A 15,745-nucleotide genomic window follows, 5' to 3' on the forward strand; every position below is an offset into this window, starting at 1 on the left:
TTCAGGTGCGGCATAAATTGTTCGTGCATGTAGATTGACCTCAACGCCTCCGGATCGCCCCCGGAGGCGTTTTCATTTCAGGCATGGGCTTCCCAGCGCAGGGAGAGAAGGGGCAGAAATCCGCCGCTGAGCATGGAGCGGGCGTCTTCGTAAGCGTCAACCTGCTGGCCTTCGTCGACGACAACGGCCCCGGTCTTTTCGCAGTGGAGGGAGAGGGCGCACCAGGTGCCGTCGGCCCAGCTGAGCACGCTGACAACGCGACCTTGCCTGTCCTGCTGGCTGCGGTAGCGTTCAAGACGCTGCATGATGCGAGACGAGAAACCGATCCGACGCAACACGGAAAAGGGGTGCATCAAAGCGTTGTTTGCAGTCTTGTGGCTCATGCAGCCACCTGATCACGTGCCTCGATGCGGCTGCGCGCCCACGCTTGAACTTCGGAAAGGACCCAGGCGACAGGGGCGCCGCGTGCGTTGCTGTTGCTCAGTTTGACGGGCTGCGGAAAGCCGCAGTCGGTGCGCTGCATCAGTTTGTAGATGGTCGAACGCTTCATCCCCACGATGCTTTCCACTTCCCGCATGCGGATTAAGGTTGAAGCGGCATCAAAAAGTGAGGCGGCGTTGGCGGGAGTATTGCGGGGAAAATCGGTGACAGAGGTGTTCATAGGTATTGCTCTCGATTGATTTGGACAACGAGAGCAATGGTCTAGAAATTGGTCGGCGGTGAGCAGTTCACTTCCATTTGAAATGAAATTGAAATATCGGTCACACCACAAAATTGCGCTTGAGGATTCCTTCCACGCTTTTGCGGGTTAGCGCTTTTTCTGTTTCCATTGTCACCCACTCAGCGCGCTGTTTGAGTGGTTTGGACACCTCCCGTTCCAGCCAGGCGTGAACCGCCGTGGTCACGTTTCGCCGTGACATTCCGCTAGACACGTAGTGTCGACCTTGCCTAATGATTGCTGTATCCCGTGCGCCTATTTCTTCGTTACGCTCTATTCCGCTGATGATGCCCCCCTTAGTGCGGATAGCGTTCTCGATTGCCCTGTAAGCGATTGGGGTCAGCTCGTCACTGATCAAGCAGGGTAGGGATGTTATGGGCTCCAAAAACAGCACGTACTGGTCCAATGCCTCAATACGTTCGCTAGGATCGACCTGTCTTTCCACAACCTGACAATAAAGGTCCCACGGCCAATCCGTCGGAGGCTCGGCAACATGCGACCAAGCCTCTTGTTCGGTGGAGCGCATCCAATCAGCTAAGGCGCTCAGCGCTTTTACTGCGCAGGCCATGACGTAGGCTGCATATGCCTCGCGTTCCGAGGCTGAATGACACTTGCTGTATTGGCGAACCCAATGAGCGAGACGGTTTTTTTTGTCGGTTGAGGCGTACTGAAAAATAGCCTCCTCATGCATCGTTGTCTGAATGCACATGCTGCTCATGTCGCTGCTAATGTCGCCGGTCTGGATGCGAATGCAGCACTGATTGATCAGCTCGCACACGTCAGTGATCTGTTCATTGCAGAACTCGTAGAGTGGCTGCTCTGAGAGATATTTGATCAGGCCAGCGGTTAGCGCCGAGTGCAAGATCGGGTGGGTATCAATCATGCGAATGGCTCTCGACGTGCAACGCGCTGTCCCGCGCCCTGCGGGTTGGAAGCGTAGCCAGCGAGCTTTGCGCCATGGGCAAGTGTGAGGGAGTGTCTGCCCGCAGCAGGCAAGGGGCGTGATGTAGCGTTACACAATCGGCGTGCGTTACATCGAGTGTGCGGAATGGCGTGCTGGAGTGTAACGGGATTGAAAGCCAATGAATCCGGGGGGTTGGCCGGCATCGTTACACGAGTAACACTTGTTACACAGATTTTGAAGGTGGTATGGATAAGTGCATTCATACAGCTCTTCCAAATTGTCCCTTGATCACCTTTTCGCTTGCCAACGCATCAAGGTGATCTGCATACCACTGCATCATCTTCACCCGGTGCTCAAGGTATTGAGCCTTGTTGTATACCCCGGATATTCCCTCTTCTTTGTGAGCAAGCTGCGCTTCGACATGCTCTTTCGGCCAGCCGTGTTCCCTGAGCAGAGTGCTGGCGGTGTGACGAGTACCATGACCAACCAAGCGACCTTTGTAACCAACCGTCGCGAAGACTTTGTTGATGGTGTTTTCGCTAATCGTTGGATTCTTAGCGCCCACACCAGGGAACAGCCAGCGACTACGACCTGTGAGGCTATGAAGTTCTTTGAGAGCGGAAAGCGCTTGCTTAGGGAGTGGACACACAAAGTCTCTTCGCATCTTCATCTTGGCGGCAGGTGTCGTCCATAGCGCTTTATCAAGGTCGAACTCTTTCCATTCAGCTAACCGAACCATGCCCGGTCTAGATGCGGTCCAGATACAGAGCCATGCTGCAGTCCGGGCCGTCAGCCTGCTGGGAGTGTTTTTGAGTGCTTGAAGGAATTCTGCCAACTCAGGCTCAAGCAAATGAGGATGCTGCTGAGTCTTCGGGGCTTGGGCTGCAATATCTCGTAGGCGACTGCCCGGATCGTTTTCCGTGAGGCCCAAACCGATGGCTCGCCCGAATATCTGATTGATCCAAGTGCGACACTTTTCCGCCACGTTGTGTGCGTCCCGAGCTTCGATGGATGCTTGGAGTTCCGCGCAATCGGTACGGGTGATTTCGTCTAGAGGCTTATCTCCCAGTGCCGGGAGTATGTCTTTGTCGAGGTAGGTGCGGATTTTATTGAGAGTGGAGGGTGCGAGACCCTTTTCCTCTTTTGCCTTCAGCCAGGCATCAGCGGCAGCTCGAAAGGTTCGGGTCTTGGCCGCATCGATAGCAGCTTTCGCGGATCGCTTTTGTTCAAGGGGATCGGCACCGCTACTCACTACTTTGCGTAGATCGGCAGCTTTGCCCCTTGCCAACGCGCCACTAACTTCCGGGTAACCCCCGAGCCCCATCCAAGCCCAATTGCCCGCCGGACGTTTGTAGCGGAGCTGCCAGGATTTACCACCATCAGGTTTAACCCTGAAGTAGAGGCCGTTTCCGTCCAGCTCCCTGTATTCCTTTGATTCCGGCTCCAATCCCGCAAGTGTAGTGTCAGCGAGAGGGCGGCGCTTGATGTCTGCGCGCTTCATCCTTGTATCCCAAAGTTCGGTATTTTTCTCAGGATACAAGCAGGGATACAGGGATACAACGGATAAGGGGGGACAGGGGTAGACAGACAGGCACAAAAAAACCGGCCAAATGGCCGGTTTCTCTTGGTCTGAGAGGCTGGTAGAGACTCTCAGATACTGCTATGTGGTGCCCCGAGGGAGACTCGAACTCCCACTCCTTTCGAAAACGGATTTTGAATCCGCCGCGTCTACCAATTCCGCCATCAGGGCTCAATGGCGGCGAAGTATAGAGATGAGATTACCGTCGGTCAATCAGGTACATAGAGAATTTTCGATATTTCCGCTAGACTTTCCGGCCCTGCTAGACGAACCCCATCATGCGCGTTGCTGACTTTACTTTCGAGCTCCCTGATTCGCTGATCGCTCGCCACCCTTTGGCCGAGCGTCGCGGTAGTCGCCTGCTGACCCTTGACGGGCCGAGCGGCGCCCTCGCACACCGTCAATTCACTGATTTGCTTGAGCATTTGCGTCCAGGCGATTTGATGGTGTTCAACAATACCCGGGTGATTCCGGCGCGGCTGTTCGGGCAGAAAGCGTCCGGCGGCAAGCTGGAAATCCTCGTTGAGCGGGTGCTCGATACGCATCGCGTGCTGGCCCATGTGCGTTCCAGCAAGTCGCCGAAGCCGGGTTCGAAGATCCTTATCGACGGCGGTGGCGAGGCAGAAATGCTCGCACGTCACGATGCGTTGTTCGAGCTGGGCTTCGCTGAAGAAGTGTTGCCGCTGCTCGATCGCGTCGGGCACATGCCGTTGCCTCCTTATATAGACCGCCCGGACGAAGGCTCGGATCGCGAGCGTTATCAGACCGTGTACGCCGAGAAACTCGGTGCGGTGGCGGCGCCGACGGCGGGGCTGCATTTCGATCAGTCGCTGATGGAAGCGATTGCCGCCAAGGGCGTCGAGACCACTTTCGTCACGCTGCACGTGGGCGCGGGGACGTTCCAGCCGGTGCGCGTCGAGAGGCTTGAAGATCACCACATGCACACCGAGTGGCTGGAAGTCGGCCAGGACGTGGTCGATGCGGTCGCTGCGTGCCGTGCGCGCGGTGGTCGAGTGATTGCCGTCGGCACTACCAGCGTGCGTTCGTTGGAAAGTGCCGCGCGCGATGGCGTGCTCAAGCCGTTCAGTGGCGACACCGATATCTTTATCTTCCCGGGCCGGCCGTTCCATGTGGTCGACGCCTTGGTGACCAATTTCCATTTGCCGGAATCGACGCTGTTGATGCTGGTTTCGGCATTTGCCGGTTATCTCGAGACCATGGCCGCCTACAAGGCCGCCGTCGACAACGGTTACCGCTTTTTCAGCTACGGTGATGCGATGTTCATCACCCGTAATCCCGCACCTACTGCCCCTAAAGAAACCGGCCCAGAGGAAACAGAATGAGTCGCGAATGTCGCATGTCCTTTGAACTTCTGGCCACCGATGGCAAGGCCCGGCGTGGTCGCCTGACCTTCCCGCGTGGCACCGTCGAGACCCCAGCGTTCATGCCGGTGGGCACCTACGGCACGGTCAAGGGCATGTTGCCGCGTGACATCGTTGCCACCGGCGCAGAAATCATTCTGGGCAACACCTTCCACCTGTGGCTGCGCCCTGGCACCCAAGTGATCAAGGAACACGGCGACCTGCACGATTTCATGCAGTGGAAAGGCCCGATCCTCACTGACTCCGGCGGTTTTCAGGTGTTCAGCCTTGGCGCGATGCGCAAGATCAAGGAGGAGGGCGTGACCTTCGCTTCCCCGGTCGACGGCGCCAAAGTGTTCATGGGCCCGGAAGAGTCGATGCAGGTGCAGCGCGATCTCGGCTCCGACATCGTGATGATCTTCGACGAATGCACGCCATATCCGGCTGACGAAGACGTCGCTCGCGTGTCGATGGAATTGTCGCTGCGCTGGGCTCAGCGCTCGAAAAATGCCCACGGTGAAAACACCGCGGCGCTGTTCGGTATCGTGCAGGGTGGCATGCACCAGGATCTGCGCATGCGCTCGCTCGAAGGCCTCGACAAGATCGGCTTCGATGGTCTGGCCATCGGCGGTCTGTCGGTCGGTGAGCCGAAGCACGAGATGATCAAAGTCCTGGATTATCTGCCGGGCATGATGCCGGCTGACAAACCTCGTTACCTTATGGGCGTTGGCAAACCGGAAGATCTGGTTGAGGGTGTGCGCCGCGGTGTGGACATGTTCGATTGCGTGATGCCAACCCGTAATGCCCGCAATGGGCATCTGTTCATTGATACAGGCGTGCTGAAGATCCGTAACGCGTTCCATCGCCATGATGAATCGCCGCTGGATCCGACCTGCGATTGCTATACCTGCCAGAACTTCTCCCGCGCTTATCTGCATCACCTGGACAAGTGCGGCGAAATGCTGGGAAGCATGCTCAATACCATCCACAACTTGCGCCATTATCAGGTGCTGATGGCTGGTTTGCGCGAGGCTATTCAACAGGGTACATTGGCCGCCTTTGTCGATGCCTTCTACGCCAAACGCGGGCTCCCCGTTCCGCCTTTGGACTGAGTTTTCTGACCCCAAGATTCAACATTTGCAACTGGAGTGCTAAATGAGCTTTTTTATCTCTAACGCCATGGCTGACGCGGCTGCACCGGCTGCTGCCGGCCCAATGGGCGGCGGTTTCGAGTGGATTTTCCTGGTCGGCTTCCTGGTCATCTTCTACCTGATGATCTGGCGTCCACAGGCCAAGCGCGCCAAAGAGCAGAAGAACCTGCTGAGCAGCCTGCAGAAAGGTGACGAAGTTGTGACCACTGGCGGCATCGCCGGCAAGATCACTAAAGTTGCCGATGACTTCGTGGTTCTGGAAGTTTCCGACACCGTGGAAATGAAGTTCCAGAAAGGCGCCATCGCCGCCACGCTGCCAAAAGGCACGCTGAAAGCGATCTGAAGCAACAACTTCTACTCAATCGACGGGGCGCGCAAGGCGCCCCGCGTTCATAACGGGCGGCGTGATGCTGAACAAATATCCTCTGTGGAAATACATTCTGATCCTGGCGGTGCTGGCGGTCGGTCTGATTTATTCCGCTCCCAATCTTTATCCTGATGACCCGGCCATTCAGGTCAGCGGTGCAAGCACTGCGCTGCAAGTCAATCAGGCTGATCTGGACCGTGTGAGCACTGCGCTCAAGGAATCCGGGATCAACGTCAAGGCAGCCACGCTGGCGGCAAACGGCAAGGGCGGTCTGATCCGTCTGAGCAAGGCTGAAGATCAGCTGCCGGCCAAAGACGTTGTGCGCAAGGCATTGGGTGACGACTACGTTGTCGCGCTGAACCTGGCACAGACCACCCCGCAATGGCTGCGCAACCTGGGCGCGCACCCGATGAAACTGGGTCTGGATTTGTCCGGTGGTGTGCACTTCCTGCTGGAAGTGGACATGGATAAAGCCCTCGATGCACGCCTGAAAGTTTACGAAGGCGACGTCAAGAGCCTGCTGCGCAAAGAGAAGCTGCGCTATCGCAGCCTGCCGCAACTCGGCGGTGCCATTCAGTTGGGCTTCAGCGATGAAGACTCCCGCGAACAGGCCCGTGCACTGATCCGCAAGAACTTCAACGATTTCGACATTGTTCCGGCCGACCTCAATGGTCAACCGGTGCTGCGTCTGGCGATGACCCCGGCCAAGCTGGCGGAAATCCGTGAATACTCCATCAAGCAGAACTTGACCACGGTACGTAACCGCGTCAACGAGCTGGGTGTTGCCGAACCAATCGTTCAGCGCCAGGGCGCCAACCGCATCGTGGTTGAGCTGCCGGGCGTGCAGGACACTGCCGAAGCCAAGCGTATTCTCGGCAAGACGGCCAACCTTGAGTTCCGTCTGGCTGCTGAGCCGGGTGCTTCGAAAGCTACCTCCGAATCCTTTGAGTTCCGTGAAGGCAATCGTCCGCCAGCGCAGATCGAGCGTGGCCTGATCATCACCGGTGACCAGGTTACCGATGCCAAGGCTGGTTTTGGCGAGCACGGCACACCAGAAGTGAACATCCGTCTGGATGGTCATGGTGGTGAGCTGATGAGTCGCGCTACTCGTTCGAACGTCGGTCGCAGCATGGCGGTGATCTTCATCGAACAGCGTCCGGTCACCACTTACACCAAGCAAGTGGTCGATGGCGTCGAGAAAGACGTTGCGGTGCAAACGTTCAAGGAAGAGAAGAAGATCATCAGCCTGGCGACCATTCAGTCGCCGCTGGGTGCTCAGTTCCGCATCACTGGCCTGAACGGTCAGGGTGAATCGTCCGAACTGGCGCTGCTGCTGCGTGCCGGTGGTCTGGCTGCACCGATGTACTTCGCTGAAGAGCGCACCATCGGCCCGAGCCTGGGTGCGGACAACATCACCAAAGGTATCGATGCGTCGCTGTGGGGCATGCTGTTCGTGTCGCTGTTCATCATCGCCATCTACCGCTTCTTCGGCATCATCGCCACCGTCGCACTGGCGGTGAACATGGTGCTGCTGCTGGCCTTGATGTCGCTGCTGGGTGCAACGCTGACCCTGCCGGGTATCGCCGGTATCGTGCTGACCATGGGTATGGCGGTCGACGCCAACGTGCTGATCTTCTCGCGGATCCGTGAAGAGATCGCCGCCGGCATGACCGTGCAGCGTGCAATCAACGAAGGCTTCGGCCGGGCATTCACCGCGATTCTCGACGCCAACCTGACCACGTTGCTGGTCGGCGGGATTCTCTTTGCCATGGGCACCGGCCCGGTCAAAGGTTTCGCAGTGACCATGTCCCTCGGGATCTTTACCTCGATGTTCACGGCCATCATGGTGACCCGCGCAATGGTCAACCTGATCTTTGGCGGACGTGACTTCAAGAAGTTGTGGATTTAAGGGGCTGCCATGTTACGTACAATCAACTTCATGGGCGTTCGCAACTTCGCGTTCGGCGTCACAGTGTTTCTCACGTTGCTGGCTATTTTCAGTGTCGCTACCAAGGGTATGAACTGGGGCCTGGACTTCACCGGCGGTACGCTCATCGAGCTGACCTACGAGCGTCCGGCCGATGTCACCAAGGTGCGTGAAGAGCTGGTGACTTCGGGTTACCACGAGGCCATCGTGCAGAGCTTTGGTGCAACCACCGATCTGCTGGTGCGTATGCCGGGTGAAGATCCGCAACTGGGCCATCAGGTCGCGGAAGCGCTGCAGAAGCTCGGCGGTGACAACCCGGCGACGGTCAAGCGGGTCGAGTTCGTTGGTCCGCAGGTCGGTGAAGAGCTGCGTGACCAGGGCGGCCTCGGCATGCTGCTGGCGCTCGGCGGCATCCTGATCTACCTGGCTTTCCGCTTTCAGTGGAAATTCGCGGTCGGCGCCATCGTTTCGCTGATCCACGACGTGATCGTGACCATCGGTATCCTGTCGTTCTTCCAGATCACCTTCGACCTGACGGTGCTGGCGGCGGTACTGGCGATCATCGGTTACTCGTTGAACGACACCATCGTGGTATTCGACCGGGTTCGTGAGAACTTCCGTGTCCTGCGCAAGGCTTCGCTGATCGAGAACATCAATATCTCGACCACCCAGACCCTGCTGCGGACCATGGCGACGTCGATCTCCACCTTGCTGGCGATCGCGGCACTGCTGTTCTTCGGTGGCGACAATCTGTTCGGTTTCTCGATTGCCCTGTTCATCGGTGTTCTGGCGGGTACTTACTCGTCGATCTACATCGCTAACGTGGTGCTGATCTGGCTGAACCTGAGCACTGAGGATCTGATTCCTCCGGCCAACACTGAAAAGGAAATCGACGACCGTCCATAACGGTCATCGTTTTCCCGGCTGTCAGCCCAAGAAAGGCGCGAGTTGAACTCGCGCCTTTTTTTATGCTCCAAGGCTGGGAGAAGCGCGGGCGTGTCCCGCATGTGATGGTCAGGAGGTTCATGTGAACAAGTCGTTGCTGGTTGGTGCGGTATTGGGTGCTGTCGGTGTAACTGCCGGGGGTGCTGTTGCCACCTACAGCCTGGTTAAAAGCGGCCCTGAGTATGCGCAAGTGTTGGCCGTCGAGCCGGTTAAAACACAGATCAAGACTCCACGTGAAGTGTGCAAGGACGTGACAGTGACGCGTCAGGCACCGGTAAAAGATCAGCACCAGATTGCCGGTACCGTTGTGGGTGCGCTGGCAGGTGGTTTGCTGGGTAATCAGATTGGCGGCGGCACCGGCAAGAAAATTGCCACGGTGGCCGGTGCGGTCGGTGGCGGTTATGCGGGTAACAAGGTGCAGGAAGGCATGCAAGAGCGTGATACCTACACCACCACGCAAACCCGCTGCAACACGGTCAACGACATCAGCGACAAGGTCGTCGGTTACGACGTACGTTATTCGCTCGATGGCAAGGAAGGTAAAGTGCGGATGGATCGCGATCCGGGCAACCAGATTCCGGTCGACAAGGAAGGCAAGTTGATTCTGTCGCAGAATGAGCCGGCTCAGTAAGGACCGACTGTTTTAACAAGAAGCACCCTGCGGGGTGCTTTTTTGTGCCCGCCATTTCTGGCACACCGTACCCTCCTGTGGGAGCGAGCCTGCTCGCGAATGCGGTGTGCCAGCCGACATCAATGTTGATTGTCAGAATGCATTCGCGAGCAGGCTCGCTCCCACATGAAGATTTTGGCGGTCTGAAGATCGAATTCCAGGCATAAAAAAAGCACCCCGAAGGGTGCTTTTTTCCTTTCGCGTGAAGCTTAGCGCTTCAGCGAAGCCGGCAGGTGCGGCTGGATCGCCGTCAGTACTGCCTTGAAGCATTTGGTGTTGCCGGCAACGATGTGGCCTTTTTCAAGGAAGTCGTGACCGCCGGTGAAGTCGCTCACCAAGCCGCCGGCTTCTTGAATCAGCAGGGCGCCTGCAGCCATGTCCCACTCGGACAGGCCCGACTCCCAGAACGCGTCGAAGCGACCAGCGGCGACATAGGCCAGGTCCAGGCTGGCGGAGCCGGCGCGGCGGATGCCGGCAGTCTGGCCAACCAGAGCGCGGAACATGCCCAGGTAGTTGTCGAGATTATCCATCTGGTCATCACGGAACGGGAAGCCGGTACCCAGCAGGGCGCCGTCAAGGCTGGTGCGACCGCTGACGCGCAGGCGACGACCGTTCAGTTGGGCGCCGCGACCACGGCTGGCGGTGAATTCTTCCTGGCGAACCGGGTCCAGAACCACTGCGTGTTCCAGGCGACCACGGTACTTACAGGCAATGCTGACAGCGAAGTGAGGAATGCCGCGCAGGAAGTTGGTGGTGCCGTCCAGTGGATCGATGATCCACAGGTACTCTTCGCCTTCGATGCCGGTGCCGGCGTGCAGGCCGGTTTCTTCACCCTGGATCGAGTGATTCGGGTAAGCCTTGCGCAGCGCGTCGATGATTTTCTGTTCAGCGGCGCGATCGACCTCGGATACATAATCCTTGGCGTCTTTTTCGTCGACCTTGATGGTATCCAGGCGCTCGATGGAGCGGAAGATCAGTTCACTGGCGCTGCGGGCGGCGCGCAGCGCGATATTCAGCATGGGCTGCATGGATGTGTCACCTAAGGTTGTTAAAGAAAGCCGCGCATTCTATCAGAACTTTTCTTCAGGTGAAGGACGCTGTTCGCTTTCATAGCTTAACGGTAGGCTGTTCTGTAAGATTTGCACCCCTTTCCTGTGTCCGAGAGCGCCTCCCTTGCTGCAGAACATTCGTGTCGTCCTGGTCAATACCAGCCACCCCGGCAACATCGGCGGGGCCGCGCGCGCCATGAAAAACATGGGTCTGTCGCGATTGGTGCTGGTCGAACCGCGGGTCTTCCCGCACCACGAAGCCGATGCTCGTGCTTCTGGTGCCGGTGACATCCTTGAAAATGCGCAAGTCGTCGCCACCTTGGAAGATGCCTTGGTCGGCTGCAATCTGGTGCTTGGCACCAGCGCCCGTGACCGTCGAATCCCTTGGCCACTGCTGGATCCGCGCGAGTGCGGCACCAAAGTGGTTGAAGAAGCCGGGCAGGGCGCCGAAATCGCTCTGGTATTCGGTCGTGAAGATTCCGGTCTGACCAACGAAGAGCTGCAGCGATGTCACTTTCACGTGCACATCCCGTCCGACCCTGAGTTCAGCTCGCTGAACCTCGGCGCGGCGGTGCAGGTGTTGAGCTATGAGGTGCGCATGGCCTGGCTGGCCGCCCAAGGTCAGCCGAGCAAGATCGAGAAGGAAGAAGTGGCTTCGGTGAAAAGCGCCGAGCTGGCGACCATGGATGAACTGGAACGCTTCTATGAGCATCTGGAGCAGACACTGGTCGCCATCGAATTCCTCGATCCCGAGAAACCACGGCACTTGATGGCGCGCCTGCGTCGGTTGTACGGACGCAGCTCGGTCAGCCGGGCGGAAATGAATATTTTGCGTGGCATCCTCACGGAAACCCAAAAAGCGGCCCGTGGTGAGCTTCTTAAGCGGAAGGACTAAATGATGTTTGAGCGTTTGCGTGAAGATATCCAGAGCGTATTCCATCGAGACCCGGCGGCGCGTAACGCTTTTGAAGTCCTGACCTGCTACCCCGGCATGCATGCGATCTGGATCCATCGATTGGCCGGCATGCTCTGGCGCAACGAACTGAAATGGCTGGCGCGGCTGGTGTCGAACTTCGGTCGCTGGCTGACCGGGATCGAGATTCATCCGGGGGCCAAGGTCGGTCGTCGTTTCTTTATCGACCATGGCATGGGTATCGTCATTGGTGAAACCGCCGAGATTGGCGATGACGTGACTATTTATCAGGGCGTGACCCTCGGCGGCACTAGCTGGAATAAGGGCAAGCGCCACCCGACGCTGGGTGATGGTGTGGTCGTCGGCGCGGGCGCCAAGGTACTCGGCCCGTTCACCGTCGGCGCTGGTGCCAAGGTTGGTTCCAACGCCGTGGTGACCAAAGAAGTACCGCCGGGCGCCACGGTTGTCGGTATTCCTGGGCGCATCATCGTCAAGTCCGATGAAGAGCAGGATGCCAAGCGCAAGGCCATGGCCGAGAAGATCGGTTTCGATGCCTACGGCGTCAGCGAAGACATGCCCGACCCGGTGGCGCGTGCCATTGGTCAGTTGCTCGATCACCTGCAAGCGGTGGACGGGCGGCTGGAGGGGATGTGCGGCGCGCTGAAGGATCTGGGTAGCAATTACTGTGCGAAAGATCTGCCTGAGCTGCGTGAAGAAGACTTTGCCTGTGTGAAGGGTAAGGATCAGAGTCAGGCCAGCTAAACCGCGCCGATTCCTTCGCGAGCAGGCTCGCTCCCACAGGGAATAGCGTTCCAGTGTGGGAGCGAGCCTGCTCGCGAAGAACGATAACGCGGTACTGCTGGCTGCAAGCCGCCAGCCTTTGCTATGATGCGCGCGCTCTTTTGCGGGTAAACCTGACTAAAGTACTAGGTCTTAAAGTTGACTTAAATACTCGGGAATTGCATACTCGCCCCATTCTGAACTCCGTGGTAACTGTCCATGCGACTGACTACAAAAGGCCGATACGCCGTGACCGCCATGCTTGACCTGGCGTTGCACGCGCAGCACGGGCCCGTGTCCCTGGCCGATATCTCCGAGCGCCAAGGCATCTCCCTGTCCTACCTCGAACAGCTGTTCGCCAAGCTGCGCCGCAGTAACCTGGTTTCCAGTGTGCGCGGCCCGGGTGGTGGCTACCAGTTGTCCCGCGAGATGCAGGGCATCCAGGTCGCCCAGGTGATCGATGCAGTAAACGAATCGGTCGATGCTACCAAATGCCAGGGCCAGGGCGATTGCCATTCCGGCGACACCTGCCTGACCCATCATCTGTGGTGCGATTTGAGCCTGCAGATTCACGAATTTCTAAGTGGTATCAGCTTGGCTGATCTTGTGACTCGCCGTGAGGTGCAAGAAGTAGCCCAGCGTCAGGACCAGCGCCGTTGCAACAGCAAGGCGCCACGCCTGGACAAGATTGAAGCGTCCGCCGTCGAATGACAGCCAGAGAGCTAGCGGCACGCCAGCCCTGATTTAGGAGATAGTCCATGAAATTGCCGATTTACCTTGATTACTCTGCGACCACCCCGGTTGATCCGCGTGTTGCGCAAAAAATGAGTGAATGCCTGCTGGTCGACGGAAACTTCGGTAACCCAGCGTCCCGTTCCCATGTGTTCGGCTGGAAGGCTGAAGAGTCCGTTGAAAACGCCCGTCGTCAGGTGGCCGATCTGGTCAACGCTGATCCGCGCGAAATCGTCTGGACTTCCGGTGCTACCGAGTCCGACAACCTGGCAATCAAGGGCGCGGCACATTTCTATGGCTCCAAGGGCAAGCACCTGATCACCTCCAAGATCGAGCACAAGGCTGTCCTGGACACCATGCGCCAACTGGAGCGTGAAGGTTTCGAGGTTACTTACCTCGAGCCGACCGAAGACGGTCTGATCACCCCGGCCATGATTGAAGCTGCACTGCGCGAAGACACCATTTTGGTCTCCGTAATGCACGTGAATAACGAAATCGGCACCGTTAACGACATCGCCGCGATCGGCGAAATGCTCCGCGCCAAGGGCGTTCTGTTCCACGTCGACGCCGCTCAGTCCACTGGCAAAGTCGAGATCGACCTGCAGAAACTGAAAGTCGACATGATGTCGTTCTCCGCCCACAAAACCTACGGCCCTAAAGGTATCGGCGCGCTGTACGTCAGCCGCAAGCCGCGTGTGCGCATCGAAGCGACCATGCACGGCGGCGGTCACGAGCGCGGCATGCGTTCCGGCACCCTGGCGACGCACCAGATCGTCGGTATGGGTGAAGCGTTTCGCGTAGCCAAAGAAGACATGGCTGCTGAAAACGTCCGTATCAAAGCCTTGAGCGACCGCTTCTACAAGCAGGTCGAGCATCTGGAAGAGCTGTACGTCAACGGCAGCCTGACCGCCCGCGTTCCGCACAACCTGAACCTGAGCTTCAACTACGTTGAAGGCGAGTCGCTGATCATGGCGCTCAAGGATCTGGCGGTATCGTCCGGTTCGGCCTGCACCTCGGCGTCGCTGGAGCCTTCGTACGTGCTGCGCGCCCTGGGCCGCAACGACGAACTGGCACACAGCTCGATCCGCTTCACCTTCGGCCGTTTCACCACCGAAGAAGAAATCGACTACGCCGCGCAGAAAGTCTGCGAGGCCGTTACCAAGCTGCGCGCTCTGTCGCCGCTGTGGGACATGTACAAAGACGGCGTCGATATCTCGAAAATCGAGTGGGCGGCACACTAAATATAGAAGCCGCCAGATACAGATCCTGTAGCGACGCGGCGGTTTACGCAGCGCAGTTGCAGGGTCTCAAGAGCGGCCCTGATGAGTGAGGATTGAGAATCATGGCTTACAGCGAAAAGGTCATCGACCACTACGAAAACCCGCGCAACGTCGGCAAGATGAACGCGGAAGATCCTGATGTCGGCACCGGCATGGTCGGCGCTCCGGCGTGCGGCGACGTGATGCGTCTGCAAATCAAGGTCAACGACGCTGGCATCATCGAAGATGCCAAGTTCAAGACCTACGGCTGCGGTTCGGCCATCGCTTCCAGCTCCCTCGCCACCGAGTGGATGAAGGGCAAGACCCTGGACGAAGCCGAAACCATCAAGAACACCCAGCTGGCCGAAGAACTGGCCCTGCCGCCAGTGAAAATTCACTGCTCGGTACTGGCTGAAGACGCTATCAAAGCGGCTGTTCGCGATTACAAGCAGAAGAAAGGCTTGATCTGACTTTCTGGATTTGGCGACGAGTAAGGAGTCACCGATGGCTATCAGCATGACAGAAGCGGCTGCTCGACACGTGCGGCGCTCCCTCGACGGGCGCGGCAAAGGTGAAGGGATTCGTCTGGGTGTTCGCACCACAGGCTGTTCCGGCCTTGCCTACGTGCTGGAGTTTGTCGACGAGGTGGTTGCAGAGGATCAGGTGTTCGAGAGTCACGGCGAAAAAGTGATCATCGACCCGAAAAGCCTGGCCTACCTGGACGGCACCGAGCTCGATTTCGTCAAGGAAGGGTTGAACGAAGGCTTCAAGTTCAACAACCCCAACGTACGCGGTGAATGTGGCTGCGGCGAAAGCTTCAACATCTGAGGCTTGTCGTGGGTATTCCTTGTCATTTCGCTTTATTCGAGCTGCAACCGGGTTTCCGTCTGGATCTCGAGCAGTTGGCCACGCGCTATCGTGAGTTGGCGCGCGGCGTTCATCCTGACCGTTTTGCCGACGCTTCCGAGCGTGAGCAACGGTCGGCTCTGGAGCAGTCTGCGCGGCTCAACGACGCCTATCAGACGCTCAAGAGTCCGGCCCAGCGCGCACGCTACCTGCTGACCATCAGCGGGCATGAAGTGCCGATGGAAGTCACGGTCCATGATCCCGAGTTTCTTCTGCAGCAGATGCAATGGCGCGAAGAGCTCGAAGACCTCCAGGACAGTGCTGACCTCGACGGTGTCGCGGTATTCAAGCGGCGCCTGAAAGTGGCTCAGGAAGAACTCAATGAAAGCTTCGCAGCCTGTTGGGATGATGCAGCGCAACGCGAACAGGCCGAACGCCTGATGCGGCGCATGCAGTTCCTCGACAAGCTCACCTACGAAGTGCGCCAGTTAGAAGAGCGCCTCGACGATTAACCCAGTGCCGCTCCGGTCGCACGCCTGATATA

At 58.0% G+C, this 15,745-nt stretch carries 18 protein-coding genes and 1 tRNA gene; 13 read left to right on the plus strand and 6 right to left on the minus strand.

Annotation, left to right across the window (positions count from 1 at the left end; translation table 11 throughout):
* Positions 1–77: 77 nt before the first annotated feature.
* From AC0ZWN_RS17480 to AC0ZWN_RS17500, 5 genes are all read right to left on the minus strand, one after another.
* Entirely contained in the window at positions 78–383 is a 306-nt protein-coding gene (locus tag AC0ZWN_RS17480; RefSeq protein WP_201136657.1) for a hypothetical protein, read from the minus strand.
* Positions 380–661: a helix-turn-helix transcriptional regulator gene (locus tag AC0ZWN_RS17485; RefSeq protein WP_460154396.1), complete on the minus strand. Its 282-nt coding sequence runs from the start codon at positions 659–661 to the stop codon at positions 380–382. Before AC0ZWN_RS17485 ends, AC0ZWN_RS17480 begins: the two co-directional genes overlap by 4 nt.
* A 100-nt stretch (positions 662–761) precedes the next feature.
* The gene (locus tag AC0ZWN_RS17490) at positions 762–1,601 is read right to left on the minus strand and encodes a hypothetical protein (RefSeq protein ID WP_476335897.1); all 840 of its coding nucleotides are present in this window, start codon (positions 1,599–1,601) and stop codon (positions 762–764) included.
* Positions 1,602–1,881: 280 nt separating this feature from the next.
* Positions 1,882–3,123 (minus strand): tyrosine-type recombinase/integrase, encoded by a 1,242-nt coding sequence (locus AC0ZWN_RS17495; protein ID WP_476335898.1) that lies wholly within the window; start codon positions 3,121–3,123, stop codon positions 1,882–1,884.
* Between the two features lie 164 nt (positions 3,124–3,287).
* Positions 3,288–3,372 (minus strand) — tRNA-Leu (locus AC0ZWN_RS17500).
* A gap of 107 nt (positions 3,373–3,479) precedes the next feature.
* Here AC0ZWN_RS17500 and queA point away from each other — a divergent pair.
* The 6 genes from queA to AC0ZWN_RS17530 all read left to right on the plus strand — a co-directional run bounded on the left by queA (position 3,480) and on the right by AC0ZWN_RS17530 (position 9,583).
* The gene (gene queA, locus AC0ZWN_RS17505; protein ID WP_476335899.1) at positions 3,480–4,544 is read left to right on the plus strand and encodes a tRNA preQ1(34) S-adenosylmethionine ribosyltransferase-isomerase QueA; all 1,065 of its coding nucleotides are present in this window, start codon (positions 3,480–3,482) and stop codon (positions 4,542–4,544) included.
* 14 nt (positions 4,545–4,558) lie between these two features.
* On the plus strand, positions 4,559–5,674 hold the full coding sequence (gene tgt / locus AC0ZWN_RS17510) for a tRNA guanosine(34) transglycosylase Tgt (protein WP_163004798.1): 1,116 nt from the start codon (positions 4,559–4,561) through the stop codon (positions 5,672–5,674).
* 43 nt (positions 5,675–5,717) lie between these two features.
* Entirely contained in the window at positions 5,718–6,056 is a 339-nt protein-coding gene (yajC, locus tag AC0ZWN_RS17515) for a preprotein translocase subunit YajC (RefSeq protein WP_007916913.1), read from the plus strand.
* Between the two features lie 64 nt (positions 6,057–6,120).
* Positions 6,121–7,989: a protein translocase subunit SecD gene (secD, locus tag AC0ZWN_RS17520; RefSeq protein WP_095048355.1), complete on the plus strand. Its 1,869-nt coding sequence runs from the start codon at positions 6,121–6,123 to the stop codon at positions 7,987–7,989.
* A 9-nt stretch (positions 7,990–7,998) separates the two neighbouring features.
* The gene (gene secF, locus AC0ZWN_RS17525) at positions 7,999–8,913 is read left to right on the plus strand and encodes a protein translocase subunit SecF (protein WP_093430655.1); all 915 of its coding nucleotides are present in this window, start codon (positions 7,999–8,001) and stop codon (positions 8,911–8,913) included.
* Positions 8,914–9,034: 121 nt separating this feature from the next.
* On the plus strand, positions 9,035–9,583 hold the full coding sequence (locus AC0ZWN_RS17530; RefSeq protein ID WP_007916907.1) for a glycine zipper 2TM domain-containing protein: 549 nt from the start codon (positions 9,035–9,037) through the stop codon (positions 9,581–9,583).
* 248 nt (positions 9,584–9,831) lie between these two features.
* Here AC0ZWN_RS17530 and suhB read toward each other — a convergent pair whose 3' ends face one another.
* Positions 9,832–10,650 carry a type III secretion system regulator SuhB gene (gene suhB / locus AC0ZWN_RS17535; protein ID WP_016773320.1) on the minus strand — a complete coding sequence of 273 codons (819 nt, stop codon included), beginning with the start codon at positions 10,648–10,650 and terminating at the stop codon, positions 9,832–9,834.
* 145 nt (positions 10,651–10,795) lie between these two features.
* On the opposite strand from suhB, the gene trmJ reads away from it, so the two are divergent.
* The 7 genes from trmJ (at position 10,796) to hscB (ending at position 15,713) form a co-directional block, all read left to right on the plus strand.
* On the plus strand, positions 10,796–11,566 hold the full coding sequence (trmJ, locus tag AC0ZWN_RS17540; protein WP_007916903.1) for a tRNA (cytosine(32)/uridine(32)-2'-O)-methyltransferase TrmJ: 771 nt from the start codon (positions 10,796–10,798) through the stop codon (positions 11,564–11,566).
* A 3-nt stretch (positions 11,567–11,569) separates the two neighbouring features.
* Positions 11,570–12,346 (plus strand): serine O-acetyltransferase, encoded by a 777-nt coding sequence (gene cysE, locus AC0ZWN_RS17545; protein ID WP_025109222.1) that lies wholly within the window; start codon positions 11,570–11,572, stop codon positions 12,344–12,346.
* A gap of 237 nt (positions 12,347–12,583) precedes the next feature.
* Positions 12,584–13,075 carry a Fe-S cluster assembly transcriptional regulator IscR gene (iscR, locus tag AC0ZWN_RS17550; RefSeq protein ID WP_038362955.1) on the plus strand — a complete coding sequence of 164 codons (492 nt, stop codon included), beginning with the start codon at positions 12,584–12,586 and terminating at the stop codon, positions 13,073–13,075.
* Between the two features lie 47 nt (positions 13,076–13,122).
* A complete protein-coding gene (locus AC0ZWN_RS17555) occupies positions 13,123–14,337 on the plus strand; it encodes an IscS subfamily cysteine desulfurase (protein WP_007916899.1) in 1,215 nt (404 codons plus the stop codon).
* Between the two features lie 101 nt (positions 14,338–14,438).
* Positions 14,439–14,825, plus strand: coding sequence for a Fe-S cluster assembly scaffold IscU (gene iscU / locus AC0ZWN_RS17560; protein WP_007916892.1), 387 nt, complete (start codon positions 14,439–14,441; stop codon positions 14,823–14,825).
* Positions 14,826–14,859: 34 nt separating this feature from the next.
* Entirely contained in the window at positions 14,860–15,183 is a 324-nt protein-coding gene (gene iscA, locus AC0ZWN_RS17565; RefSeq protein WP_003227904.1) for an iron-sulfur cluster assembly protein IscA, read from the plus strand.
* A gap of 8 nt (positions 15,184–15,191) precedes the next feature.
* Positions 15,192–15,713, plus strand: a complete 522-nt coding sequence (gene hscB, locus AC0ZWN_RS17570) for a co-chaperone HscB (protein ID WP_007916889.1) — start codon at positions 15,192–15,194, stop codon at positions 15,711–15,713.
* Positions 15,714–15,745: the final 32 nt, after the last annotated feature.

The sequence above is a fragment of the Pseudomonas sp. 3B-A001-10F genome (assembly GCF_056313565.1).